The sequence below is a fragment of the Opitutus terrae PB90-1 genome (genome assembly GCF_000019965.1).
GTDB classification, from domain to species: domain Bacteria; phylum Verrucomicrobiota; class Verrucomicrobiia; order Opitutales; family Opitutaceae; genus Opitutus; species Opitutus terrae.
Window position 1 is genome coordinate 1 of sequence record NC_010571.1, and the last position, 23269, is coordinate 23269.

Consider the following 23269-nt stretch of genomic DNA (forward strand, 5'->3'; position numbering starts at 1 on the left):
CCGCTTTTTTCGTCCGTCCATGTCCTCTGTGTCCCTTTCGCCCAGCCTCTGGGAGACCGTAAAATGCGACTTCAAGGAACTGTTTCCTGAAGACGTTTTCCAGATGTGGTTCGAGCCGATGGTGTGCCTCGAAGCCACCGAGGATTCGATGGTCTTGGGCGTGCCCAACGATTTCGCGGCGATCTGGATTCACGACAACTATCTCGACCTGATCACGCAGCGGCTGCGGCTGACGGCGGGCCGGCTGGTGAATGTTACGCTCAAGAAAAGCGACGCGGCCCAGGCGCCCGCGCCGGCTTTCGCCAACCATCGCGCGACCACCGCCGCGCTCGAGCCCGCGCATCGCGGCCGCACCGCGACGCCGCGCCGTAACGGACGCTACGACGACCGGAGCGTCGCCGCGGCCACGCTGAACCCGCGCAACACGTTCGAAACGTTCGTCGTCGGTTCGAACAACCAGATGGCGCACGCCGCCGCGCTCGCCGTCGCGCAGGCCCCGGCGCAGGCCTACAATCCCCTCTTCATTTATGGCGACACCGGGCTGGGCAAAACTCACCTGATGCACGCCATTGGCCACGCGATCCTGCGTAACAACCCCGACGCGCGCGTGGCCTACCTTTCGACGGAGAAGTTCACCAACGAGTTCATCCAGGCACTGCAGGAGAACAGCCTCACGAAGTTCCGCCAGCGCTACCGCCACGTCGACGTGTTGCTGATCGACGACGTGCAGTTTCTCGCCGGCAAGGAGCGGATCCAGGAGGAATTCTTCCACACCTTCAACGACCTGTTCGAGTCCGGCAAACAGGTGGTGCTCTCCAGCGACCGCCGCGCGAGCGAGATTCAGAAGCTCGAGTCGCGGCTCGTGTCGCGCTTCGAATGGGGCCTGCCCGCCGATATCCAGGCGCCCGATTTCGAGACGCGCCTCGCGATCCTGCGCAGCAAGGCGGCGTGCATGAAGTTCGACCTTCCGGCGCCGATCCTGAACTTCATCGCCCAGAATATCTCGAAAAACATCCGCCGGCTCGAGGGCGCGCTGATCAAGGTCGCCAGCTACTCTGCGCTCACCAGCAAACCGCTCGACCTGGCCACGACCGAGATGCTGCTGCAGGACGTGCTCATGGAACAGGCGCAGAACGTCCTCACGATCGAGACGATTCAGAAACGCGTGGCCGATCACTATCAGATCCGGCACAGCGACATGACCAGCAAGCGCCGGCCCAACAACATCGCCATCCCGCGCCAGATCGCGATGTATCTGACGCGCACGCTGACGAAGCACTCTCTCCAGGAGATCGGCGAGGCCTTCGGCGGACGCGATCACGGCACCGTGATTCACGCCTGCAAGGCCGTGGACAACATGATGGAGCAGGACTCCACCACGCGCGGCAGCATCGACTTCCTGAAAGCGCAGCTGTCGAAGTAGCGCGCTGCGCGCGCAGTCCAGAGCCGAGAGTGCAGAGGCTGGAGCCGGCATCGGCTTCCGTGGCACGGGCGCCTCGCCCGTGATCCGATTTGGATCGTAAGCAGGCTCGCCCGCGGCTCGCGCGAATTGCCACTCTGGCATTTCCGCATTCTTGCTCTAGACTCTGGGCTCTCAGCTCTTAGCCTTTGCCTTCCATGTCCCTGACTCCCGAGCAGCAACAAGCCCTCGCCTCCTGGGTCGCCGCTGGCGACAATCTCTCGACGATTCAGAAAAAACTCAGTGACGAGTTCAAAATCTCACTGACCTACCGCGACGTTCGGTTCCTCGTCGACGATCTCGATCTCGCGCTAAAAGATCCCGCGCCGAAAGTGGATGCTTCGGACGTCACCAAGCCGCAGGCCTCAGCTCCTGGAGCCGCGACAGTCCCCCCCGACAGGTCGGGGCCCCCGTCTCGGCCCGCCGGCGAAAAAAAAGGCTTCTTCGACAAGGCCAAGGAAAAGCTCGGTCTGGCCAAGGATGAACCCGGCGCGGCCGGCGAAGCTGCCGAGCCACCGCCGGGACAGGATGAATTCGCCGACGACGAGGCACTCGAAGACCTCCCGCCCGCCGGCGCGAGCAACGTCAGTGTCTCGGTCGACAAGGTCACGCTGATCCCCGGCGCGCTCGCCAGCGGCGAGGTGACGTTCAGCGACGGTGTGAAAGGCAAATGGATCGTCGACCAATATGGTCGGCCCGGATTGACCGAGCTCAGTCAGCCCGGCTATCGACCAAGCCAGGCTGAAGCGCAGGCGTTCATGCAGGAACTCGCCCGCACGCTGCAGCGTCGCGGTTACTGAACACGGCAGGGCATCCGTATCGCCCCTGGCTGTAGGGCCGGCGCTCGCCGCCGGCCGGGTCTTCCGCTCGACGCTTGCCGCCGGATGCTCCCGGCCGCCGGTGAACGGCGGCCCTACTCGGGGCACGAACGCGTGGCCCTCACTTCACGCCCGGCCCGAGATTTTTTTCGAGAAACTCCACCACCGCGGTCATCATCTGCAACCGCGCTTTCGCCGTGGACAGTCCATGCCCCTGCCCCGCAAGAAAAATACTCTGCGGCGGCCGCCCCGCTTTCTCGAGCGCCTTGATCATCAGCCGCGCCTGCTCGGGCGGCACCGTCCGATCCTCCTTGCCTTGGATGATCAGTACCGGCGCAACGATCTGATCGGCGAAGTTCACCGGCGAAATCGACGCCAGGAACGCGCGATCCTCGTCCGGATCGCCAATCTCGCGCCGCCAGTGTCGGTTCGCCGCCTTCGCCGCGGGGTCCGATTTCCGGTCGTCGAAAATTTCCAGCCAGTCGGTCACGCCCGCCATCGAAATCCCGCAGCGATACAGCCCGCCGCTGTGCCCGAGCGCGAACAGCGCCGAGTATCCGCCGTAGCTGCTGCCGTAGATCGCGATCCGCTGCGGATCCGCCACCCCGGCGGCGATCGCCCAGCGGGTCGCATCCTCGATGTCGTCCTGGATCTTCCGGCCGATCTCGCGCCGCGCCTTGCGGAAAAGCTCTTCGCCATAGCCGGGTGAACCGCGATAGTTCATCTGCAGCACCGCGTAGCCGCGGTTCGCCAGCAGCTGGATCTCCGGATCAAATCCCCAGAGGTCGCGCACCCACGGTCCGCCGTGCGGCATGACGACGAGCGGCAATCCCTTCGCCGCATGGCCGATCGGCACCGTCAGGAATCCGTGTATCACCAACCCGTCGCGCGCGGTGTACTTGATCGCCAGCATCGGCGCCATCTGGGCCGGCTTGATCCAGTTCATCCTCGGCCCAAGCGCCTTGAACATCTTCCGACTCCGATCGAGCAGGTAATAGGTTCCCGGATCCTGATCGGAAAATCCGCACCACAGCTGCCGGTTGCCGTCGCGGGACACGTCGACGAGCAGATTCACCGTGTTCGGCAGCGTCTTGTCGATCGCGGCTTGGTAGGTCGCAAACTCGCGGTCGAACCATTTCACCCGCGGCGCATCGCTGACAAATTTCATCCCAAGCAACGCGCTCTTGCTGCGCGAATAGATCGGGCCCGACAGCGACATGCCGTCGAACCGCGGCGTCCGGCTGGGCAGCAGGATGTCGTACTCCGGGTGTGACAGCAGCGGCTCGCCCAGCTGGCCGCTCGCGGGATCGAGCCGATATGCCGTCCACCGTTTCTCCGGCGTCAGCGCCGCCATCAGCACCGCGTTGTTCACCGGATCGAAGCCCACGGGCCACAGTTCGCCGTCGCGGTCCTCCAGCGGCAGGATCGTGCGCCACGGCGCTTTCTCGCTATCGCGATACATCGCGCCGGACTTGTCGTCTTCAGCGAGAATGCCAAGCCGGACCACCCCGTCCGCATCCACCCCCCAGCGGGAGACGTTGCCGGGATTCTTCACCTCCACGCTGTAGCTGCCGTCGCTGGCGCACATCTTGATCACATCGGGCCGGTCCGCGCGTCCCGGCCGGTTATGGTGTCGATCCAGCATCAAGACGTGGTGGTCCTTGTCCTCGAACCGATGAATCACTTCGTCCGCGTACAAGCGCATGCCTTCGTGCAGATACTCCGTCTCGTCCTCCGCCCCGCTGATCGCGCGCACCTGGCTGCCGTCGAGGTTCATCGCCGCGATGCCGTAGCGGAAACGATCCCACACGCTCGTATACACCAGCAGCCGCCGGTCGCCCACCCACTCGGCCGCATCGACGTCCTTGCGCGCGCCGCTCGCCAGCGCCGCTTCGCCGACGTCGATCCGGTAGATCTTGTCCGCGTCGATCTCCAGCACATGCAACTTCGTCCGTCCATTGTGCTCCCGCAGGAACGCGAGGTGTTTGCCATCCGGCGACAGCCGCGCGCGGGAGGTTTCGGGCTCCCGCGCGAAATGCTCGATCGGCAGCCGCTCGATGGCCAGCGCGGCGCCAGCCAGTACGCACAGACCGATCACGAGGCCAAACGGTGATCTCATGGGGTTGATGCGAGCGTGCCGTGCGTCCGACCTGACGCAAACCGTTTTCCCGGCGATCCGCAGAGGGCGCGGCGCCTGTGCTCCAAATGCCCCGCCATTCTAGGGACGCAATACCCCCGCCGCGCCCCACCGCCGATCCGCCCCGCGGTTCTCTCGCCGTCGCCGCAGACCTAGCCGCCGCTCAGCAGCCGCAGAAACTCCGCCTCATCGATCACCGGCACGGCGAGCGCGCGCGCCTTTTCCAACTTCGATCCGGCCTCCTCGCCCGCGAGCACGTAGCTGGTTTTCTTGCTCACACCGCTGCTCACCTTCCCGCCGGCGGCCTCGATCTGCGCCGTCGCCTCGTCCCGCGTCAGCGTCGGCAGCGTGCCGGTCAGCACAAAGGTTTTTCCCGCGAGCGCGCTGCCCGAATTCGGCACCACCGGCTGCACCCCGACGCGCACCAGTTCGTCCACCACGGCACGATTCCGCGGCTCGGCGAAATACGCGAGGATCGCGAGCGCCATCGTCTCGCCAATCCCGCCGATCACCGACGCCTTCTCGCGAATGAAATCCTCGTAGCGCGCGCTCGCCAGCCGCTCGAGTCCGCCAAACGTCCGCGCCAAATCCTTCGCCGCTGCGGCGCCGGCGTGCGGAATCCCGAGCCCATGGATGAACCGCCACAGCTCCGCGCGTTTGCTCGCCTCGATCGCCTCCAGCAGCTTGTCCGTGGATTTTTCCACGCTCTTCCCGAGCGTGAGCAGGTTCTCGCGTTTCAGCTGGTAGATGTCCGGCACGCTGTGCACCCAGCCTTTTTCCACCAGCACGTCGACCATCGCCTCGCCCATGCCTTCGATGTCCACGCACGCTTTCGACGCGAAATGCTGCACGCGGCGCCGCACCTGCACCGGGCACGAAAAATTCGGACACCGCACCGCCACCTCGCCCTCGAGCTGTACCACCGCCGTGCCGCACTCGGGACATTTCTCCGGGAAAACATACGGCACGCACTCCGGCGCGCGCCGCGCCGGATTCACGCCGATCACCGCCGGGATGATTTCACCCGCCTTCTCGACGTACACGAAATCCCCGACGCGAATGTCCTTCCGCGCGATCTCGTCACGGTTGTGCAGCGTCGCGCGCGACACCGTCGTGCCCGCGAGTTGCACCGGATCGAGCTCCGCCACCGGCGTGAGCACGCCGGTCCGGCCCACCTGCACCGTGATCGCGCGCAGCTGCGTCTCCGCCCGATCCGGCGCGAACTTGTAGGCCATCGCCCAGCGGGGCGATTTGCTCGTCGAGCCCGCGCGTCGCTGCAGCGGCACCGCGTCGAGTTTCACCACCGCGCCATCCGTCGCGTAGGCGAAGGTGTCCCGCAACGCGTCGAGCTCCTGCACCGCCGCCCAGATTTCGTCGGCGCCGGTCGCCGTCCAAAACCTCTCCACCGTCGGCAATCCCCACGCCTTCACCCAGCCGTGAAACTGCGCCTGCGTCTCCGGCAGCGCGCTCGCCGGCTCCACATAACCGCGGCCGTAAAGCACGACCTCGAGTTTGCGCTGCGCGACTTCGCGCGGATCGAGCTGCTTGATCGTACCCGCAGCAAGATTGCGTGGGTTCGCATAGAGTGGCTCGCCCGCTTCCTCGCGTTGACGATTGATCCGCAGAAACTCTTCGGTCGTCAGAAAAACCTCGCCTCGGATCTCGATCACCGCCGGCAGCGGCACGCCGTCCGCACGTTTCAGCTCGCGGGGGAGCGACTTGATCGTGAGCGCGTTCGTCGTGATGTCGTCGCCTTCGATGCCGTTGCCCCGCGTGACCGCGCGCACGAGTTTTCCCTTCTCGTAGGTAATGCTCACGGCCAGTCCGTCGATCTTCGGCTCGATGACGAACTTCAGCCCGTCGCGCTCGAGCTCGCGCACCAGTCGGTCGTGAAACTCCCGGAGTTCGGTCTCCGAGTAAGTGTTGTCCAGGCTCATCATCCGCTCGCGGTGGCGGTAAACTTGAAACCCTTCCGTGCGATCGTCGCCGACCTGCTCCGTCGGCGACGCGCCGCGCGCAAACTGCGGCCATGCCGCCTCGAGCTCGGCGAGCTCGCGCTTCAACGCGTCGTATTCGAAGTCGCCGATCTGCGGCTGCGCGCGGCGGTGGTAGAGTTCATCGTGTCGCGCGACCTGCGCGCGCAACTCGGCAATCCGCGATTGGGCCTCGACCGGGGTCATTACACCGAGCTTGGCGCATTCGCCCCGGGGTTTTCAACCCGCGCTTTGCGGCCCAACGGCGTTTCCAGTTGCGCGCGATACCGCGGCCAGCACGCATACAGCATCACCGCCAGCGCCGCGCCCGCGGTGTCCGCCATCCAGTCGGCGAGCTCGACCGAACGTCCCGGCGTGAAGCTCTGGTGCCACTCGTCCGCCATCCCATAGAGCGACACGACCAGCAGCGCGAGCCACGCCGCGCGCCGGCCCTCGCCCAACCGCACGACTAGCGTGGCCAGCAGCCCGAACACGAGGAAATGCGCCGCCTTGTCGAACTGGAACAGTCCGGGCGTCGCGATTTTCGAACGGCCGGACGCCACGGAGATCGCAACCGTCAGCAGGAGCGGCCAGAACCAGGAGCGGTTGGATTTCGAGCCAAGGGAACGCACGCGCAGCCAAGACAGCTTACCCGCTGATCATCGCAAACCGAAATCGAGAGATTCTCGCGGCCGCGGTAATCGCTTGAACAGATCGTTTGTCTGGGAGCGCGGCCGCCCTCGGCCGCTTGAACGGTCGGCGCTCGCGAATCCGTCAAATGCCGCCTAAAACGGCGGCCAAAATGGTCGGGCTGGTGAGATTCGAACTCACGACCTCTTGCACCCCATGCAAGCGCGCTACCAGGCTACGCTACAGCCCGAACTAAGGGAGGGTCACAAAGCGCCAGCACCCGCCCCGAGGCAAGAGTTTTCTCCCATTCAGAACCACCGAGGGGAGTGGCATGGGCGTCCGGTCTGAAGCTTCGATCCCCAACGATGTGATTTGAACCACAGATGAATACAGATGGACACAGATCCAACCTTCGGCCTGGTCTGGGATTCGTGTCCATTTGTGTTCATCTGTGGTTGTCCAGGATCGCACCGCCCTGCGACCCCAGCACCACCGGCCTAAAAGCGTTCACTTCACCCAGCTCGGATCCTGGATGACGAACTGCCAGCGGCCGCGATACTGGCCCAGCTCGGCGTAGAACCGGATCGGCTGCCCCGCCGCATGGTTCGCGCGCAGCTCATTGCGCAGCGCCTCGTTGAAACTCCACACGTCGTACGTGTCGCCCAAAAACTCCACCGCCAGCCGAATGCCCGGCGCAACCACTCCCTCGACGCGAATGATCTTCCCGCGAAATTCCTTGCTGCGCAGCTTCGCGCCTGCCGGCAGCGACTCCGCCCGCACCGCGATTTTTTCCACGTCCACCGCCGAGTAGTCGATCTTGCGGACCGTTTCGGCCTGCGTCGGCTCCTCGGACGCGCCGCGCAGCGCGAGATAGCGATCAGGCCGCTCGTCACTCACCGTCGTGAACCGCGCGAACACCGGAAAATGATCGGAGAAACCGCTCCCCGCCGGTCCTTCACCGCTCCAGCGGATCGGCGTGCCCTTCTCGTCTGCGTTGAGTCCATCAAACTTCGCGACGCCGAAGGAATTGTCGACATACTGCACGCCGCGGTAGTCATAGAGCCCGCGCGTGATGAGCATCTGGATCAGCGTGCCCCACTCGCCCTGAAACGTGTCGCTGCCGCGCTGCTCCGCCGGCAGCTCGAACCACAGATTGTACAGATCGCGCTGCTGGCCCCGGATCGCGAGTTCGTTACCCTGCGAGCCGAGCACGTCGTTCATCCCGGTGACGGTCATCTGCGGATAGCGGCGCTTCTGGTTGTACTGCGAATTGAAATCGCCGCCGATCACGATGTCCGCCTGCGGATCCTGCCGGAGAATTTCGTCGAGTCGCTGTCGCAGCGTTCGCGCGTTGGCGGCACGCGTCGGCTCCGTGGCGGCGTCGCCCGCGCCGGATTTCCAATGGTTGTTGAACAGGTAGAGCGTCGCGCCATCGATCTCCACCAGCACCTCGAGAATCGCCCGCGCATCCACGGTGGGATGCGAGCGCACCGCCTTCACCGGAAACCGCGTCAAGGTCACGCATTTCTGGCTCAGGGGTCGGTCGCCTCCGCTGCGGACGTTTTCCGCGACGATCACGTGATAGCCCGTCAGCCCGCGATCAGCGAGCGCCTTGGCGAGCAGCGCCTCGGCCGGCAGATCCGCGATCTCCTGATCAAATCCGCGGCCGAGCATGTCCTCGATCTTCCGGTCCGCATAGCGGCGCAACATCGCCTCGTAGTCCAGCGCGGCGGCGGCCGGCGTCTCATCGACCTCGATTTCCTGCAGCATCACCACGTCCGGCCCGCGACCGTCGTCAAACCGCGCCAGCACGGACGCGACGGCTTGCACCTTCGTGAGCACGTGCGCCGGCGTGTAGCGAGGCGCCTGGTATTCCTCGAACCGCGCCTGCCCATCGGCGTCGACGAGATTCTCCACGTTGTAGACGACGACCGTGAACGGCCGCGCCGCCGCCGTGAGCGCGAGCGCAGAAAAAAATGCGATGGATCCAAGCTTCCGGATTTGCATGAGAATCAGATCACCGCCCACAGGCAGAGGTAGGGCGCGGATTCCGCTCCGCGCCGTACATATCCCAAGACGTCGCGCTGTAGGGCGGGATATCCTGAATCCCGCCGCTTTCGGCCCTGGCGGATCGGGAGATCCCGCCGCACATTCAGAAAACGGCCGATCACCGCGAGTGTCGCGACGCCACGGCGGTTGCAGTTCATTCCTCTTCCTCCAACGCCGCGACCACGGCCTGACGCCGCCGCCAATAGTAGAGCGTCATCCCGCCCTGCAGCAGCGTGGTGCCCACCGCGAGCGCGACATACATCGGCGTATACACCAGGGTGGCGAACTGCTCCTCCGTGATTCCCTGCGCGGCCAAACCACCGGGCGCGCCGATCTTGATCGCATCGCGCAACGGCTCGAGATCACGAATCGTCAGCTGCACCATGCAGTAGCTGATGAGCACGAACCAGAGATACGGCTGGCTCGCGATCACCCATTTCATTCCGCGCGAGGCTCCGGCCCGCAACAGCGACACCCCATGCAGCTCGATCGCGCCCGCCGCAGCGACGAGCATGCCGATGCCGGTATTCGGCACGTCGCGCATGGACGCCGCCGCCAGCGCCAGCAGCCCGGCCACCGCCAGCACGCTCAGGCCATCCAGGTAGGCCACGCGCAACACCCGGTGATACGTTTCTTCGGGCAGCAGCGGCGGAAGTTTCATCGGGCATTCAGCGACCGCTGGGCCCCTCCGTAACGACGCCGGCTGGCTGCACCCTGGCGCCGCTCCTGCACCGGGCGCGGCAAGTCCACGCGGCGGCCATCCGGCTTGGTGCCGCAGTTCGCCGAAACCACATAATTCTGTTGGATGTCACGCACAGAGCCGTTCTGGATTCTTCCCTTCCGCCGGAATGACAAACTAAATCTCGTGTCCGCCCGTCCCGCCAAACCGTTTCCTTTTCGCCTCGAGTTCCCGCCCGAGCTGCCGATCAGCGCGCGCGCGGAGGAGATCACCGCGGCGATCCAGGCGAACGCCGTCGTGATTCTCGCCGGCGAAACCGGCTCCGGCAAAACGACGCAGATTCCCAAGATGTGCCTCGCCGCCGGCCGCGGCACGCACGGCCGGATCGCCTGCACGCAGCCGCGCCGCGTGGCCGCGCTCTCCGTCTCGCGCCGCGTGGCCGAGGAGATGAACGTGACCTGGGGCCGCGAAGTCGGCTGCAAGATCCGCTTCAGCGACGAAACCACGCGCGATACCGTCGTGAAGTTTCTCACCGACGGCATGCTCCTCGCCGAGGTCCAGGGCGATCCGCTGCTGCGCGACTACGACACCATCATCATCGACGAGGCGCATGAGCGCTCACTCAACATCGACTTCCTGCTCGGGCACCTCCGCACGCTGCGCTACAAGCGCCCAGAACTGAAGATCGTCATCACCTCCGCGACAATCGACACCGAGGCGTTCAGCAAGGCGTTTGACGACGCTCCGATCATTCAGGTGGAGGGCCGCATGTTTCCGGTCGAAGTCATCTACGCGCCGCTCGACGAACTCGGCTCCGACTACGACGAGAACGATGAAAACACCGAGAAATCCGACGCCTCTGCCGTCGCCTCGGCGAAGGCGGAGGCACTGCATTACATCGACGGCACGGTCGAGGCCGTGGAACGCATCATTGGCGAGAGCAGCAGCGGCGACATTCTCGTGTTTCTGCCGAGCGAGCGCGACATCCGCGAGGTCCGCGAGCTGCTGGAGGGGCGCTCCCTCGGTCGCAGCGAACTGGTGCCGCTCTTCGGCCGGCTCTCCAACGCCGAGCAGCAGCGTGTCTTCGCGCCGACGCAGCATCGGAAAATCATTCTCGCGACCAACATCGCGGAAACGTCGCTGACGATCCCCGGCATCCATTTCGTCGTCGATACCGGTCTTGCCCGGATCAGCCGCTACGCCCCGCAAGCCCGCACGCGCCGGCTGCCGATCGAGCCGGTCTCGCAATCCAGCGCCGACCAGCGCAAAGGCCGCAGCGGCCGCGTCGCCCACGGCGTGTGCATTCGACTCTACTCCGAAAAGGATTACCTGGAGCGACCGCGCTTCACGCAGCCGGAAATCCAGCGCGCCAACCTCGCCGATGTCATTCTGCGGATGAAAGCCTTCGGGCTGGGTGACATCGAACGGTTCCCGTTCATCAACATGCCGGCGACGAAGTCGATTCGCGCCGGCTACGCGCTGCTCGAGGAACTCGGCGCGCTCGATTGTAGGGCGGGGTCTCCCGACCCGGCCGTTGGAGCCATGCTGCTTCGTGGAGCCGCGACGCCCCCGTCGCGGCCGGCTTCGACCGCGGCAACCATGCGCGACGAGGGCATCGCGCCTCCATTTCCCTCCGATCCCTCCGCTCCCGACTCTCAACTCTCAACTCTCAGCTCTCAACCTTCGCCCTACTCCCGACCCCTCACGCCCGTCGGCCGCGAGCTCGCGCGGCTGCCCGTCGACCCCACCGTCGGCCGGATGATTCTCCAGGCGCGCACCGAACGCGCGCTCCGCGAGGTGCTGGTGATTGCCTCCGGCCTGTCGGTGCAGGATCCGCGCGAGCGTCCGCTCGATAAACAGCAGCAGGCCGACACCGCGCACCGTCGGTTCCGTCATCCCGACTCCGACTTTCTCACGCTGCTCAACATCTGGGACGCGTACCACGACGAGTTCGAGCGCCTCTCGCAGGCGAAGCTGCGTCGTTTCTGCCGCGAGCATTTTCTCAGTTACACCCGGATGCGGGAGTGGCGCGACATCCACGCGCAGCTGCTCGACGTGCTGGAGGAGCGTCGCGATTTCCAGCTGACGTCCGTGGCCGAGCTAGCCCGTGGCACGGGCGTCCCGCCCGTGAGTCCGAAACGAGGTTCCCCTCGGCATCCGGCGTCTGCTTCTCCCGCTGGGGCGTCGCTTGCCGACGCCCGCAACCGCCGGCAAACAGCACCGCGCGTGAAGTCGGAAAGCCAGGCCGACGATCCGCTTGCTTTCGGCACGCCCGCTTACCGCGCGATTCATCGCAGCATCCTCGCCGGACTGCTCGGCAACGTCGCCACGCTCGACGAGGAAAACGGCAACTACAAGGCGACGCACGATCGCCGCGTGAACCTTTTCCCCGGCTCGGTCCTCTTTCAGCGCGAGTCGCCCCGCAAAAAACCTCTCAACGCTCAACCCTCAACTCTCAACTCCAGCGCGGCGCGCGGTCGCGCGCCGCGCTGGATCATGGCCGCCGAGATCATGGAAACCTCGCGGCTCTACGCGCGCACCTGCGCCCGGCTCGATCCCGCGTGGCTGCTCGAACTCGCCGGGCATCTCGTGCGCGTCACGCACAGTGAACCGTTCTGGAACCCGGACGCCGGCCGCGTCATGGTGAAGCAGCGCACCCGGCTCTACGGCCTCGAAATCGACAGCCGCGCCGTCGGCTACGGTCGCATCAATCCCACGCATGCCACCGAGATTTTCATCCGTGAGGCGCTGGTGAACGACACGCTCACGCGGCAGATCGATTTCCTGGAGCACAACCGACGAATTCGCGAAAACATCGAAGCGATCCTCACGCGTACCCGCGACACCGGTTATCTCAACCTCGACGAAGCCGCCTGCCGTTTTTACGCCTCGCGCCTGATTGATGTAGGGGCGCCGCCTGCCAACGCCCCTAGTTCCTCGGCCATCGCCGATGGGGCCGCGACGCCCTCGTCGCGGCCGGATGCTGCTCCCGATGGAGTCGCAACGCCGCGCCCGTCCGAAGTCGAAAATCAGAAATCGAAAATCGAAAATTCGATCTCCTCGGTGGGCGACTTGCTTGCGCTCCTGCGCGAACGCCGCGCCATGGAACCGCGTTTCCTGTTCATGCAGCCCGAGGATCTGCGCGATCCCGACACGCTCGAGCACGATCCCGAAGCTTTTCCCGAAACGCTCCCGCTCGAGAATCGCGCGCTGCCGCTCAACTACGCCTACAAACCCGGCCAGGCGGAAGATGGCGTCACGCTCGAGCTCAACGTCCGCGAAGCCGAGGCGCTCACGCCCGCCGCGCTCGATTGGGCCGTGCCCGGCTACCTCGAGCCCAAGGTCGAACACTACCTGCGCGCATTGCCGAAGGAGCTCCGCCGCGGCTTCGTGCCGCTGGCGGAAACCGCGCGCGCCCTCGTCGCACAACTGGCCGAACGCGACCGGCTCACCGGCCGCCGCGAGACCTTGACCGAAGCGCTCGCGTTTCTGATCTCCGAACGCTTCCGCGTCGCCATCGATTCGGCGCTCTGGGCCGACAAACCACCGCCCGATCACCTGCGCGTGCGCGTACGCGTGCTCGACGACGAAGAGCGCGAGCTTTGTGCCAGCCGCAACCTCGACGAGATCCAAGCTGCGTTGCACACCCAGAAACGTGAGGCCAGCGCCGCCGTTGCGCACGCCGAGCCCGTCGCCTGGCGCCAGGCGCGTGCCCGTTGGGAAAAGCCGCCGCAAACCGAATGGACCTTCGGCGAGATTCCCGCGCGCGTGCTGGTCACCGAACAAGCCGGCGTGCCGGTGTTCGCCTTCCCCGCGCTGCAACCGGAAACTGGAGACAAGCACGCGGTAGGGCCGGCGCTTGCCGCCGGCCGTTATCGCGGCGTCGCCTTGCGGCTCTTCAAGACACCAGAAGAAGCCGGCGCGGCGATGCTTCACGGACTCTCGACGCTGCTTGAGCTGCAGCTCAGCCGCGATCTCGGCTGGCTCGAGCGCGATCTCCGCGCGCTGCGCCCGCTCGGACCGCTGGCGGCAACGCTGACGCCGCTCGAGTCGCTGCAAGCCGACGCTTTCGCCATGCTCCGCCGCTGGTTGATCGACCCGGAACGCTGTAGGGCGGGATCTCCTGATTCCGCCGCAGCCAAGGCTTCGGACGAACGGCGGGGTGCCGAGCCCCCGCCCTATAACAAACCCGCGTTCGCCGCCGCCGTCGCGCGGGCCAAGTCCGATCTGCAGGGTCTGATCCCGCGCCTCAGCGATCTGCTCCGCGAGATCCTCACGCTGCGCCAATCGCTGCTGGTTCATCCCACGCCCTACCCGAAGCTCGATCAGGATCTCGCCGCGCTGCTCCCGCCAGATTTCCCGCGGCACACGCCCTATTCTCAGCTCGCCCATTTTCCCCGCTATCTGAAGGCCATGACGCTGCGCGCCGATCGCTGGCGGAAAAATCCCGCCAAGGACGCCGAGCGCGCCGCGCAGCTCGCGCCTTATGTGGCCGCGCTCGTGAAGCTCTCGCGAGCCCGCACCACTCCTGCAGCCGCGACGCCCTCGTCGGGGTCCGCGGACGTAAATCGCCTCGAATCCTTCCGTTGGCTCATCGAAGAATTCCGGGTGAGTCTCTTCGCGCAGGAACTCGGCACGGCTGAGCCGGTTTCGGCCGTCAAACTCGACCGCGCACTGGCCGAGCTTACCGGTCAACCGCCAGCTCGCCGCGATGAACCGCCCCGTGGCGCCGATACGCCTGCGATCCGTCCGATGACCGTCGCCACCGACAAGAAACTCCCACCGATCAAGACTCTGGGCGCGCTCGACCGGCTGTTCACCAAATAGCATTGCCGGCGATTCGCCACGTTCGAGGCCACGACGCCTCTCCGAGCGTCCGCGCGCCTCGAGCTCTGACGATCAGCACCCACGGCAGCCAGATTTCGCTCGCGCGGGAGCGTGGCCGTCCCCGGCCGCATCAGCCTGGGATCGTCACGCCTCTTCCACCGTATTTGGCAGTTCGTCGCGATCATCAGGCTGGCGCGGAAAGTTCTCCGCGAGCACCGCCGCCGCTTTCTCGATGCCAAGCACCAGCCCATCGGTGAATTCACCCTGCTTGAACCTCAGCTCCATCGCGGCCGCCGTAAGCTTCCAGAAAGACTCGCCGCATTTCTCGTGAATCGCCGTGTCGCCAATCACCGCAAACGCCCGCGAAGCCGGCGCGAGATAGATCAAGACGCCATTTCTTTCGATTGTGGCGGTCATGCCGAGTCGCTCGAAGTGCGCCTTCGCCGCCACCACCGGATCGGCGACTTTATCCTTCGCCACCACGACCCGAATCTCGCCGGAGGTGCGCTGCTCCGCCGCGGCGATCGCCGCCACCACCGTCGCGTGATCGATCTTCGGACTGCTGGAAAACACACTCATGACCGCCCTCCCCCTTGGACCGCACGGACGCCACGGATCGACGCTAATCGCTTCAACGTCTTCCTCGATCGGTCATCCGTGTTCATCGGTGCAATCCGTGGTTGAAAGTCCGCTCTCACCACCGTCCTCCCGCGCCGCCCCCGCCAAAGCTTCCACCGCCGCCGGAGAATGTCCCGCCGCCACCGCCCCAACGTCCGCCCCCGCCTCCGCCCCAGCCGCCCCCAAATCCGCCCGGCCGCCCGAGCCAGATCGAACGCCGACCGCGCCGGCCGTAGATCGTGCCCCGCCGCGCTGCCCGAAAAGAGAACACCAGCATCACCAGCACGAACAAGATCATCCACCGACCTGCGCCCGGGCTGCGCCTCCGATTCTCGCCGCTTTCGCGCACCGTCCGGCCTGTCCCCGCATATTCGCCTTTCGCCGCCGCGATCATCGCGCGCGCCCCGGCGGCGAGTCCGGCCGTGTAATCGCCCGCGCGAAACTGCGGAGTGATCTCGTCCTCGATGATCCGCTTGCACAACGCATCCGGCAGCGCGCCTTCCAGCCCGTAGCCCACCTGAATGTAGAGTGCGCGATCCTGCGTGAACACGAACAACACCGCCCCGTTGTCACGCTGCGCCTGTCCGGCCCGCCACGCCTGCGCGACGCGGACCGTGTAGTCCTCGATCGACGAATCGCTCTGCATCTTCGGATAAACCGCCACGAGGATCTGGTTCGAGGTCTCGCGCTCGAACTGCGTCAGCTCCGCGTTCAGCTGCTGCGCCGCTGCCGGTGCGACTACGCCGGCGTAATCGTTGAAGTGGTTCTGCGGCGCCGGCGGGATCGTCTCCGCCGCCCGCACGCCGATCGCCAGCGCCAGCAACGGAAGCAGCCAGCGGACCCGGCCAAACAACCACGGATGAACCCCGATGAACACGGCTCTGATCCTTCCTGATTCAGCCCACGCGCCAGGCAGAGCGGACGCTGCCGTCACGCGCTGATTTTTTTCGCTCCGTCTTCATCGTTGGTTCGTCGCGGCGGCTCACGATTTCTTTGGCTCCGCCTTCGATTCGAAGTCGAACTCGACCTTCGGCGCCGCCTCCGCGCCCGGCGTCGCCGTGAAATACGGTCGCGGCGTGTGCCCGAACATTCCCGCGAACAGCACTGCCGGAAATCGTTTGATCGCGGTGTTGTAGGTCTGCACCGCTTCGTTGAACCGGCCGCGCTCCACCGCAATCCGGTTCTCGGTGCCCTCGAGCTGCGCTTGCAGATCGCGAAACGCCGTCGTGGCCCGCAGCTCCGGGTACCGTTCCGCCACCACGAGCAGCCGCGACAGCGCCGTGCCGAGCTGCCCCTGCGCCTGCTCGAACTGCGCCAGCTGTTGCGGATCCGTCGGCGCCGTGCCTGCCGGCAACTGCACGCGACCGACGGACGCGCGCGCGTTCGTCACCTCGTTCAACGTGGTGCGCTCGAAGTTCGCCGCACCCTGCACGGTGTTGACCAGATTCGGCACGAGATCCGCGCGCCGCTGATAGACATTCTGCACCTGCGCCCAGGCGGCGTCGGTTGCCTGCTGCAGCGTCACCAGCCGGTTGAAGATCCCGCTCAACGTGAGCCCGATCACGATCGCCAGCGCCACAACGATCCCGAGCCCGATCAGCGCGATTTTTCCGAAGCTCATGATGGCGACCAAATCCCGAACCCCCAATCCTGCAAGTGCCGCCGCGTCTTCGCCCTGTCGCCCAGCACGCACGTACCGGCCATCGATGCCCTGCCGCCCCCGACCAAATCGGTGTTACAGGTGTAACACGGATTGGTCGCGCCTCGGCGCGCGGCGCGGGACGGCCGCCGGAACCGAGTTCCACGGTCGCTCGAGGTGAAACGCAGTCGATAGAGCGACCCCGGACCTTTGATCCCCATCAATCTCTCGCCGCAAAATTCCGAATTCCAGTTGCGAGCCCGGACGCAGCGCACGATAGTCCCGCCTAACCCCCGCCTTTCCATGAATACCCCCATCTCGGCTTTGCTGGATCGCAAAGGATCGGTCGTCTTTTCCGTGCCCTCGAACGTCACCGTATGCGACGCGGTGAACGAGATGAACCGTCATCGGATCGGCTCGATCGTCGTCCTCGAGAACAGCAGCCCCATCGGGATCTTCACGGAGCGTGACGTGTTGCGCCGCGTCGTCGGCGAAGGCGTCGACCCCAAGCGCACGCCGGTCAACCAGGTGATGACCGCACGACCGATCACCATCACGCCCGAGACCACCATCGAGCAAACGATGACGCTCTTCGCCGAGAAAAACTGCCGGCACCTGCCCGTGCTGGTCAACGGCAAGCTCGTCGGGCTGATCTCCATTGGCGATATCTCGCGCTGGATGGCCGACACGACCCGCGCCGAAGCCGAGCATCTGAAAAACTACATCGCCGGCGGCTACGGCGCGTAGATACGCCCCGCGCCTCGTCCACGCAGCCACGCCCGTGCCGACATGAATCGTGGCCGGTGGAAGGCGCCGTCCCCGGCGGTGTGATCAACCTAGTGCGACCAAGCCGGTCGATGACGGCGGACTCCGGCGCGACCAAGTCCTCCAGTTCGGTAGCCTCCGTGTAGCTGCGCTTGGCAAGGCGCGGCCTCCGCACGGGCCCTGCAGCTGCGTCGGCGACGACGAATCGCTGGGCGCCACCCGGCCTTTTGCCGGCTCGGTCGATGCGCGGCATGTCGTTTGACCGAAATGCCGTCGCTCCTACGTTGCGCGCCCATGAAACCACACCGCCCTCTCCTTCTCCTGCCGCTCCTCTCCGCGGTGGCGTCAGCCGCGATCGTCACCCAACCCGTCGCCTATGAACACCAAGGCGTAAAACTCGAAGGCGTGCTCGTGTCCGACGACGCACGTACCACCGTTGGCAAAACCCCCGCCGTGCTGATCGTCCCGGAATGGTGGGGCGTGAACGACTATGTGAAGCGCCGCGCGCAGCAGATCGCGGAGCTCGGCTACGTGGCGTTCGTCGCCGACATGTACGGCGCCGGAGTTTCCACCACCGACCCGAAGCGCGCTTCGGAGCTCGCCTCGCCATTCTACGGCAAGCCGCTGATGGCCGAGCGCGCGCGGGCCGGGCTCGATCAGCTGCTCAGCCAACCGGCGGTCGACCGCAGTCGCGTGGTCGCGATTGGCTATTGTTTCGGCGGCAGCACGGTGCAGGCGCTCGCCTACTCCGGAGCGCCGCTCACCGGCATCGTGAGCTTCCATGGCGGCTTGATCCCCGCCTCGCCCGAAGCCGCCGCGAAAAATCAGGCGAAGTTCCTGATCTGCCACGGCGCGATCGATCCCTTCGTCAAGAAGGAGGAACTCGACGCCTTCCTGAAAAGCCTCGAGGACGGGCGCATCGATTATCAGTTCATCAGCTATGCGCACGCGGTGCACGCGTTCACCAATCCTGACGCGGACCAGGCCGCCACCGCCGGGCTGAAGGGCGTCGGCTACAATGCCGCGGCCGATCGCCGTTCGTGGACGCACATGAAGGCGTTCTTCGACGAACTCTTCTCCCCACCGCACGCGGCACATTCTGCCGCAACCAAGTGATCATTTCGCAAGGGTAAGTGGGGCCCGTCGCCGCCAAGCGCTGGGCGGCGCGCGTCGCCGGACGCGCGGCTTGCGTCGCCGGGTCGTTTCACCTTTCTCGAAGCATGGACCTCGCCTCGGCGCGTCAGCAGATTCAAAGCAGCCTCGCTCGCATGGACGCTCTTTACCGGCGTCCGGTGTTCGATGAATGGGCGATCCTTTCGGCCGCGCCGAAACCGGGGATCCTCGCTTACACCGGGCCGCGCGGCGAAAGCTTCCGGCGCGAACTGCCGGGCGACGCCGAACCGCTGCGCGCGATGATCGCGGGACGCGATCTGGCCGAGGGCGATTTCGAGTTCGCGACCGAATCGAGCGGCACCCGCTTTGACGCATGCCTGAAGCTCGGTCCGGCGAGTTACCTTGTCTGCAATCACACGGCCCGCGACATGGGGCAGATCCGCCAGGATGCGAAATGGCTGAAAGCGCAGGCCGAATTCTTCGCACTCAGCGAGAAGTTCCGCGCCGACCCCCTGACGTTCTGAGCGATTTCTCTTCCCGCGAACATCGCGAACCCATTTTCACGTAATACGTGAAATTGGCTCGGGCGCGCTCGGCGCCGGCGACCGTGCGTTGGGCTCACTTCACGTTCAGGGTGACCTTACGCGGCACCGCTCCCGCGCTGCCCCGGAATGCCGCAGAAATTTCACGTATTACGTGAAATTCCGGTTTTCGTGCCGTGTGAAGTTTTGTTCATCACCGCGCAAAGCAGATGCCGCGACGCCCCCGCTCTGCGCCGATGCTACCCCCGGCGCTCGGACTCAGCTTCCCGTTTCCCTTCGATCGCGGACGCGCCGCAGCAATTTCACGTATTACGTGAAATTAGCCTGGTCGCGGACTAGCCGGGCGGGCTCGCGCCATCGGATTGGATTCACGAAAGACGAGCCGAGGGGGAGCAGTGAGCAGGTCCAGCGGTGCTCAGGCCGCCCCCAGCCCCTGCGCCACGAACACCGCATAACCAGCCAGCAGCGGCCAACCGAGCCAGCGCGGGAGTCCGCCGGAAACCATCAGGCAGATCCCATGCACGATGGCGGCGGCCGCGAGAATCACCAACCCCGTGGCGAAAAACCTCGGCACCGCGAACGGCTGCACAAGCGCGATCAATCCGACGCAGAGCGGAATGCAGATGTGCCCGTCGCCAATCTGCGACGCGAACGCGATGTCGGCCCGCCGCCGGGCCGCGTAGTAGAAGGCGATGAGCGCGTTCGGCAGCACCATCAGCCAGCCGCTCAGCCAACCGAGGTGTTGCGCACTCACCCAGCCGGCGGGTCGGGCCGAGAGCCACGCCACCAGCCATTCGATGCTGACGTAAAGCGCATACGCGCCGATCAGCACGAGGCCCAGGTCCACGTAAAAGGCCGCGCCGAACGACCGTCGCTGCCGGACGTTTTGCCGCAGCACGTCGAACACCTGGAAACATTGCCAGAACAGGAACACGCCGATCAGCACCAGTCCGTCGCTGCGCGAAATCCGGCCGTCCTCACCCAGCGCCCACGTGACGCCGGTGAAAAACAGCACCGCGCCGAGCGAGAGCAACAGCGAAAGCCGGTTGAGCTGCTCAGTCGTGTCCGTCGTTTTTTTGCGCGTCGCTCCACCGCGCAGGCTCAAGCCCCACGCGAGTGTCGGCAGCGCGAGCACCAGCGTGAGGTTCGTCACGTTGTTCACGAGACTGTTGGTCAGCACCTCTTGCGCGGGACCGCCGCGCGCGGCGATGATCGCCACGAAGATCAAGTTCCCCAGCCCCGAGCAATACGGCATCACCAGCGTCCCGAGCGCGGTGCCCTCGAGCCCGTGACTAAGCAGCGCCTCAAGCCGCCAGATCATCAACAGCGACGCGGCCAGGAACAGCGCGAGATAAGTCCAGACACTCGTGAGGTCCAGCGCCTCGATCAGCTCCATCAGCGGACTCACCGGAAAGAAAGCGCCATCCGCCCGCCGCGCGTGGCCAGCCGCAGCGGCGCGCCGAACGCGGTGGACAGATTACGCGACGTTAGCACGGCGTCGCGCGGGCCCGCCGCCACGACCTCGCCGCGCCGCAGCAAGAGCGCATGCGTGAATGCCGGCGTGATTTCCTCGACATGGTGCGTGACCAAGACCAGCGCGGGCGTGGCCCGGGCGTGCCGCCCGTGAAGACGCCCGTTCCGCACGCGCGGCGCCGTTTGTCGCCGGGCCAATCGATCGACCAGCTCGAGAAAACTCTGGCGCGCGACCGGATCCAGCCCCGCGCACGGCTCGTCGAAAATCAGCAGCCGCGGTTTCGCCATCAGCGCCCGTGCGATCAGCACGCGCTGTCGCTCGCCCTGCGAAAGATACAGCCACTCGCGCTCGGCCACACGCTCGGCGCCGACCACCCGCAACCAGCGTCGCGCCGCGGTGCGCTCCGCCGCCGTCACCCGCGCCCACAAATCCAACTGCGCGAACTTCCCGCTGATCACGGTCTCGAGCGCGACCTCCGCCGGCGGAATCGCCGCGGCGAACGCGCTCGTGACCACGCCGATGTGCAGTCGCAGCGTCCGCCAGTCGGTCGCCCCGTAGCTCCGGCCCAGCACGGAAAACTCGCCCGCGGTCGGCGCGAGAAAACCCGTGAGCGATTTCAGCAACGAGGTCTTGCCCGAACCGTTCGCGCCGAGAATCACCCAATTTTCGCCCGGCGCCACGCGCCAGTTGATCTCCCGCAGGATCACCGTGTCGCCGCGTTCCACCCGCAGCCGGCGGATGTCCAGCACGGGCGTCATGCGCCCCAGGCGCAGTGCCTGTCAAAGGTCCGGCATCGCGGTGAAAAATTCATGCGGCAACGGCCCCTGATCTCAGCGGTTTCGGTGCGCGCGACAAGCCCCGACTCGGCCGCACTCGCCACTCGGCCCGACCGGTCGGTCGTCATACCACCTCGGCGCGCGCGCGTGCGACACAACGGCGACTGCTGCAGGAGATTAGTCGCAGCGCTAACCGATCGTAGAACGCAATAGGCCCGTGTGGCCCGGCCCAGTGCGGTGTTGAAGCGTCTGTCGCTCTCCCATGAACACCTCTTTGCCTCGTCGCGAATTTCTCCGCGTCGCCGCCGGCGCCGCGTTGCTCGGGTCCTCCTGCCGCTTGCTCGCCCAAACGCCCACGCCGACCGCCGCCACCGCGCCCGAGTCCGAAGAGGTCGCCCGGCTCAAGCGCCAGCTCGAAGCGCAGCGCGCCGGCTCGATCCGGCTGCTCATCGAGCTCTACGACAAGCACGGCGCGCCGCTCCTCGACACGATCGCGGCGTTCACCGCAGCGGAGTGGCAGGCGCGGCTCGAGCAGAGACCGTTCTCCGGCCCACGCGACCTGCAGGCGGTCAAAACCGGTTTGTGGTCCACGCTGCCGCCCAGCTTCAAATTTGAGACGCTCGAGGACACCCCGCAGCGGCTGCGTTTCCGGGTGACGGAGTGTCCCGTAGCGGCCGAGATGAAGCAGCGGCAGGTGCCGCCTGCGCTCGGCTACGCGCTCAACTGCGCCTCCGATTCCGGCGTCGCCGCGGGGGTGAACCCGCAGATCAAGTTCTCCCGGACGAAGACGCTGATGCAGGGCGACGAGTGTTGCGATCACTGCTACGAGTTCGCTGCCACCTGAGCGCGGCGCGGGCGTCCCGCCCGTGAGAGCGCCGCTCGCGCGCCGTAGCAGCACGCAGGTCATGCGCGCGGTTCACGGACACGATGCGCGTGGCCCGACGCGTTCTCCGCCGCCACCACGCGTTCACGATTTTTTGGAGTTCACGCGGGGTCCACAACGCTCTATGCTCGGGCCGCGCCACACGTCCGCAACGCGCGGCGCGAACGTTCACCCATGAACCCCTGACCTCCTTCCGTCGCGCCGCCTTCGCGCGCGCGGCGGGATCGCATCTCCCCTGTCGGGCACATTCGCCGCGGATGGCCGGCTCCGCTGCTCGCGCGGCCGTCCCATGAGCGAGCTGGCTTTACACATCGAACGGCTCCCGCGGATGCACGTCGCCACGGTGCGCGCCGTCAGCGCCACGCCGGAAAAGGATGCGTGGCAAAAACTCCGTGCATGGGCCGAACCGCGCGGGCTGCTGCGACAGCCCAAGCTCCATCCGGTTTTCGGTTTCAACAATCCCGGACCCGCGCCAGGCCATTCCGCCTACGGCTACGAGTTTTGGATTCGCGTCGATCCGCATTCGCACCCGGCCGGCGACGTCGAGCTAAAGGAGTTCCCCGGCGGGCTTTATGCCGTAACGACTTGCCGGCTGGTCAGCGATCCGGCAGGGCCGCTTGGTGAGGTCTGGCGGCGGCTGTGGGATCAGGTGCAGGCCGGCCCCTACCGCTGGCGCCGCACCCACGAACTCGAGCACCCGCACGATCCGCTCGCGACCGACGCCGTCATGGTGCTCGACCTCTATTTGCCGATCGAGCCCTGCGAAACCCCGCCCGAACCGCCGCCTTCGGATCCCCAAGGTGACCCGGACGCGGCATAAGCCCAGCCGGGTTCGTGCCGATATTCTCCTGCATGCCTACCCCGCGATCCCTGTGCACGATTACTCT

Annotated in this window: 18 protein-coding genes and 1 tRNA gene; 8 read left to right on the forward strand and 11 right to left on the reverse strand. The window is 65.9% G+C overall.

Annotated elements, in window-relative coordinates; all coding sequences use genetic code 11:
• Positions 1 to 19: 19 nt before the first annotated feature.
• Positions 20 to 1423 (forward strand): chromosomal replication initiator protein DnaA, encoded by a 1404-nt coding sequence (gene dnaA, locus OTER_RS00005; RefSeq protein WP_012372831.1) that lies wholly within the window; start codon positions 20 to 22, stop codon positions 1421 to 1423.
• A gap of 194 nt (positions 1424 to 1617) precedes the next feature.
• Positions 1618 to 2259, forward strand: a complete 642-nt coding sequence (locus OTER_RS00010) for a hypothetical protein (RefSeq protein WP_012372832.1) — start codon at positions 1618 to 1620, stop codon at positions 2257 to 2259.
• Positions 2260 to 2398: 139 nt separating this feature from the next.
• On the opposite strand, the gene OTER_RS00015 is transcribed toward OTER_RS00010, so the two are convergent.
• The 6 genes from OTER_RS00015 to OTER_RS00045 all read right to left on the reverse strand — a co-directional run bounded on the left by OTER_RS00015 (position 2399) and on the right by OTER_RS00045 (position 9727).
• Entirely contained in the window at positions 2399 to 4396 is a 1998-nt protein-coding gene (locus tag OTER_RS00015; protein WP_012372833.1) for a S9 family peptidase, read from the reverse strand.
• Positions 4397 to 4566: 170 nt separating this feature from the next.
• Positions 4567 to 6594 (reverse strand): NAD-dependent DNA ligase LigA, encoded by a 2028-nt coding sequence (ligA, locus tag OTER_RS00020; protein ID WP_012372834.1) that lies wholly within the window; start codon positions 6592 to 6594, stop codon positions 4567 to 4569.
• Positions 6594 to 7019, reverse strand: coding sequence for a VanZ family protein (locus tag OTER_RS23395; protein WP_012372835.1), 426 nt, complete (start codon positions 7017 to 7019; stop codon positions 6594 to 6596). The genes ligA and OTER_RS23395 overlap by 1 nt, the downstream gene beginning before the upstream one ends.
• Positions 7020 to 7190: 171 nt before the next feature.
• Positions 7191 to 7267, reverse strand: a tRNA-Pro gene (locus tag OTER_RS00030).
• Positions 7268 to 7524: 257 nt separating this feature from the next.
• Complete coding sequence (locus OTER_RS00035) at positions 7525 to 9024, reverse strand: endonuclease/exonuclease/phosphatase family protein (RefSeq protein ID WP_012372836.1); 1500 nt, start codon at positions 9022 to 9024, stop codon at positions 7525 to 7527.
• Positions 9025 to 9220: 196 nt separating this feature from the next.
• A complete protein-coding gene (locus tag OTER_RS00045) occupies positions 9221 to 9727 on the reverse strand; it encodes a hypothetical protein (protein WP_012372838.1) in 507 nt (168 codons plus the stop codon).
• Between the two features lie 144 nt (positions 9728 to 9871).
• Here OTER_RS00045 and OTER_RS26535 point away from each other — a divergent pair, with 144 nt between their 5' ends.
• The gene (locus OTER_RS26535; protein ID WP_012372839.1) at positions 9872 to 14572 is read left to right on the forward strand and encodes a DUF3418 domain-containing protein; all 4701 of its coding nucleotides are present in this window, start codon (positions 9872 to 9874) and stop codon (positions 14570 to 14572) included.
• Positions 14573 to 14716: 144 nt separating this feature from the next.
• Here OTER_RS26535 and OTER_RS00060 read toward each other — a convergent pair whose 3' ends face one another.
• The 3 genes from OTER_RS00060 to OTER_RS00070 all read right to left on the reverse strand — a co-directional run bounded on the left by OTER_RS00060 (position 14717) and on the right by OTER_RS00070 (position 16811).
• Complete coding sequence (locus OTER_RS00060) at positions 14717 to 15151, reverse strand: TPM domain-containing protein (RefSeq protein WP_012372840.1); 435 nt, start codon at positions 15149 to 15151, stop codon at positions 14717 to 14719.
• Between the two features lie 115 nt (positions 15152 to 15266).
• On the reverse strand, positions 15267 to 16067 hold the full coding sequence (locus OTER_RS00065; protein WP_012372841.1) for a TPM domain-containing protein: 801 nt from the start codon (positions 16065 to 16067) through the stop codon (positions 15267 to 15269).
• Between the two features lie 105 nt (positions 16068 to 16172).
• Positions 16173 to 16811 (reverse strand): LemA family protein, encoded by a 639-nt coding sequence (locus tag OTER_RS00070; RefSeq protein WP_012372842.1) that lies wholly within the window; start codon positions 16809 to 16811, stop codon positions 16173 to 16175.
• Positions 16812 to 17132: 321 nt separating this feature from the next.
• Between OTER_RS00070 and OTER_RS00075 the strand changes: the two genes are divergently transcribed.
• The 3 genes from OTER_RS00075 (at position 17133) to OTER_RS00085 (ending at position 19231) form a co-directional block, all read left to right on the forward strand.
• Positions 17133 to 17576: a CBS domain-containing protein gene (locus tag OTER_RS00075; RefSeq protein ID WP_012372843.1), complete on the forward strand. Its 444-nt coding sequence runs from the start codon at positions 17133 to 17135 to the stop codon at positions 17574 to 17576.
• A gap of 312 nt (positions 17577 to 17888) precedes the next feature.
• Positions 17889 to 18710 carry a dienelactone hydrolase family protein gene (locus tag OTER_RS00080; RefSeq protein ID WP_012372844.1) on the forward strand — a complete coding sequence of 274 codons (822 nt, stop codon included), beginning with the start codon at positions 17889 to 17891 and terminating at the stop codon, positions 18708 to 18710.
• Positions 18711 to 18814: 104 nt separating this feature from the next.
• Positions 18815 to 19231, forward strand: a complete 417-nt coding sequence (locus tag OTER_RS00085; protein WP_012372845.1) for a hypothetical protein — start codon at positions 18815 to 18817, stop codon at positions 19229 to 19231.
• A 433-nt stretch (positions 19232 to 19664) separates the two neighbouring features.
• Here OTER_RS00085 and OTER_RS00090 read toward each other — a convergent pair whose 3' ends face one another.
• On the reverse strand, positions 19665 to 20657 hold the full coding sequence (locus OTER_RS00090) for a sodium:calcium symporter (RefSeq protein WP_148217948.1): 993 nt from the start codon (positions 20655 to 20657) through the stop codon (positions 19665 to 19667).
• Positions 20654 to 21481, reverse strand: coding sequence for an ABC transporter ATP-binding protein (locus OTER_RS00095; protein ID WP_012372847.1), 828 nt, complete (start codon positions 21479 to 21481; stop codon positions 20654 to 20656). Before OTER_RS00095 ends, OTER_RS00090 begins: the two co-directional genes overlap by 4 nt.
• Positions 21482 to 21761: 280 nt before the next feature.
• On the opposite strand from OTER_RS00095, the gene OTER_RS23405 reads away from it, so the two are divergent.
• Complete coding sequence (locus tag OTER_RS23405; protein ID WP_012372848.1) at positions 21762 to 22343, forward strand: L-2-amino-thiazoline-4-carboxylic acid hydrolase; 582 nt, start codon at positions 21762 to 21764, stop codon at positions 22341 to 22343.
• Positions 22344 to 22671: 328 nt separating this feature from the next.
• Positions 22672 to 23202 (forward strand): GyrI-like domain-containing protein, encoded by a 531-nt coding sequence (locus OTER_RS00105; RefSeq protein ID WP_012372849.1) that lies wholly within the window; start codon positions 22672 to 22674, stop codon positions 23200 to 23202.
• Positions 23203 to 23269 lie beyond the last annotated feature (67 nt).